A 2,802-nucleotide genomic window follows, 5' to 3' on the forward strand; every position below is an offset into this window, starting at 1 on the left:
ACCGTGAAACGACTTTGCGCCGATGATAGTGCTGCAACCAGTGTGAAAGTAGGTTATCGTCAGGCTAGTTATATAGAAAAGCCCCACTCAGTGATCTGAGTGGGGCTTTTCGCTTTGCGCGATCGATACCGTATCGAACGTCAAGATACACCGATATCATTGTCAAACCACACCGACCCAGCAAGGACATCACGATGAACGTCTACCTCGCGGTAATCGACACGATGGCAGATTGGGAGATCGGCTACCTGACGGCCGAGCTGCATAGCCGGCGCTTTTTCCATGATCCCGGGATGACATGCAATCTGGTCAAACTCGGCGTGTCACTGGATGCTGTGCACAGTATGGGTGGCATTCGGTACGTACCTGACATAACAGTCGATCGTATTCAACTGCATGCCAACGATCTGCTCCTGCTACCTGGCGGCGATGTCTGGGCGACGCCATTTGTCAGGCCACTGCTGGAATTGGCACGAGATGCCCTCGATCAGGGACACAATGTTGCCGCCATTTGTGGCGCGACTGTTGGCCTTGCCAGCACCGGTGCGCTTGACCGGCGTCGCCATACCTCCAACGACCTCGGATCCTTGCAAGCTGCTTGCCCTGCGTACACCGGGCAGTCGCACTACCGTCATAAACCGGCAGTTCGCGGCGACAACCTGATTACCGCGAGCGGTCTGGCGCCGCTGGAATTCTCATATGAAGTGCTGAAGATGCTCAAGGTGTGGCGGCCGGCGACGGCAACCGCCTGGTACCGTCTGCACAAGACGCGGCAGGCATGCTGGTACCACGAGCTGGTCGCGTCGATGTCGCCTGATGCCCAGGAGTCCCTGCCCGGATAGGCGAAGCATCCTTCCCGCTGGCTTCAGGGGACGCGCGCGAAGTCGATGTCAGTATCGATGCCGCCGTCGAATTTCAGCGCATGCTGCACGTGCTGGAAGTGGACGACCTGCCGCGCTTTGCCGATAAATTCAAGGGTCTGCTCAACAACAACACGATCCGCGAGATCGCCGGTTTCCAGTCGCAGCTCAAGCGCGAGCGGGTCGACACCATCAACGCGTCCCTGCATGCGATCGACTACAACCCGAACCGGTATATCGCCCTTGAAGCGGCGCCAAGCCTGGACGCCGACCTGCGCGACTTCCAGCAGGACCTGCGCAGTTGCACCGAGGGCTCGCTTACCGGATCGGCCGACGAGGAATATACCGAGGCGAAGTTCTTGCAGGTGCGGCACATCATCGAACGTTTTCGCGGTCGCGAAGGCAGCGCCGAGATGGATCGGCGCTGGACCCGCAAGGTGACCGACGTGCGCAACTGGTTCGTGTTCTCGGCGTCCGAGCGCTGGCGCGAAGACGATCGCGAGCACGAGCACTACACGGATGCGGGCTGCAAGTCCGGCGGCCAGAAAGAAAAACTGGCCTACACCGTACTGGCGGCGAGCCTGGCGTACCAGTTCGGCCTTGAGTAGGGGGCGGAGCGCTCACGGTCGTTCCGCTTCGTTGTCATCGACGAAGCGTTCGGCCGCGGTTTGGACGGAGCGGCGCGCTATGGACTGGAACTGTTTCGCCGCATGAACCTGCAGCTGCTGATCGTCACGCCGCTGCAGAAAATCCACATCATCGAGCCTTATGTCGCCGGGCTGGGGTTCGTGCATAGCGAAGAAGGGCGTCAGTCGATGCTGCGGTACCTGAGCATCGAGGAGTACCGCGCCCAACGTGGGACGCGCGCGTGATGAGCGGACCGCGCACAGCCTGGTCGACGCCTGCCGACATCGTCGCCGGCGTGCAGCGGCTTTGGGACAGCGGCGCCTTGCTCGCTACGCGCCTCGATAACGCCCCGCTGTTCCCGTACGAGCTTCGCCTGCGCCAGCCCGGTGTCGCCGTCATGGGCGAGCAGTTCGAGCAGGTGCGCAGCTGGGGCGCCATGCTCAAGGCAGGCAGCCGCGCGGAGCAGGGGCACGGCTATGACCTGACGTGGCGCGACCTCAACCATCGCCAGCTGGGCCGCAACAGCATCCCGTTTGCGGCGATGATTGACGCCGAGGCCGAGGCGCTTCGCATGATTGGCCGTGCCCGTGACGCGCGCCAGTTCGATACGTTGGCGGCCCACACGCTGGCATCCTTTCCTCAGCTGCACGCGTGGGTACGCAGTCATCCGCGCAAACTGCTCTATCGCAGATCGATTGGTTGCGTGACCGCGATATCGCGTATTGGGGCGACATCGATACCCACGGGTTCGCAATCCTTGAGCGCCTGCGTGCGGCCTTGCCAACGGCGCGTTCCCTGTTGATGGATGCGGCGACCTTCCAGGCGCATCGCCACCTGTGGGACAGCGAAGATGCCGATAAGCGTTTCACGGGGGAGCTGATCCGGCTCACGGATGACGAGCATGCGCTGTATGACATGCTGCGAGATAACATTCTGGGCGAGCGGCTTTGCCTGGAGCAGGGGCGAATTGCTTATAGATGGGTGACCGACGCAATTCAATATCGATAACATGATTGCCTTGCGGGCTGGTCGTGGGTTTGTTATAGTCTCGCTCCCTCGACGCAGAAGCATTCAAATGGATGCAGCAGCGAAAAGGAAAGAAAAAAAGAAGTTGACGAACATCGCAAAACACCGCATACTCTCTCTTCTCTGCTGCTGACGAACACAACGCTTCGAAGCAAATGGCAGAAAATGCAGTACCGAATAAAGTTCTTTAAAAATTAACAGTCGATAAGTGTGGGCGTTTGATGAAGGTGCCAAAGACTTCGGTCTTTGATTACTTAAATTATCAAATGTTCACAAAAAAGAAATACGT

3 protein-coding genes and 1 pseudogene are annotated in these 2,802 nt (G+C 59.2%); all 4 read left to right on the plus strand.

Annotated features, from left to right (window positions below):
- The first annotated feature begins 194 nt into the window (after nucleotides 1-194).
- The 4 genes and pseudogenes from AC56LW_RS23985 to AC56LW_RS24000 all read left to right on the plus strand — a co-directional run bounded on the left by AC56LW_RS23985 (nucleotide 195) and on the right by AC56LW_RS24000 (nucleotide 2,495).
- Complete coding sequence (locus tag AC56LW_RS23985; protein ID WP_499638359.1) at nucleotides 195-842, plus strand: DJ-1/PfpI family protein; 648 nt, start codon at nucleotides 195-197, stop codon at nucleotides 840-842.
- A 29-nt stretch (nucleotides 843-871) separates the two neighbouring features.
- Nucleotides 872-1,732: pseudogene (locus tag AC56LW_RS23990) on the plus strand (SbcC/MukB-like Walker B domain-containing protein); the annotation flags it as partial.
- A complete protein-coding gene (locus tag AC56LW_RS23995) occupies nucleotides 1,732-2,289 on the plus strand; it encodes a DUF3322 domain-containing protein (protein WP_499638362.1) in 558 nt (185 codons plus the stop codon). The pseudogene AC56LW_RS23990 and the gene AC56LW_RS23995, both read left to right, overlap by 1 nt.
- Nucleotides 2,187-2,495, plus strand: coding sequence for a DUF2220 domain-containing protein (locus AC56LW_RS24000; protein ID WP_499638364.1), 309 nt, complete (start codon nucleotides 2,187-2,189; stop codon nucleotides 2,493-2,495). Before AC56LW_RS23995 ends, AC56LW_RS24000 begins: the two co-directional genes overlap by 103 nt.
- The last annotated feature ends 307 nt before the right edge of the window (nucleotides 2,496-2,802 follow it).

Source organism: Telluria sp. LT2P80, assembly GCF_059685955.1.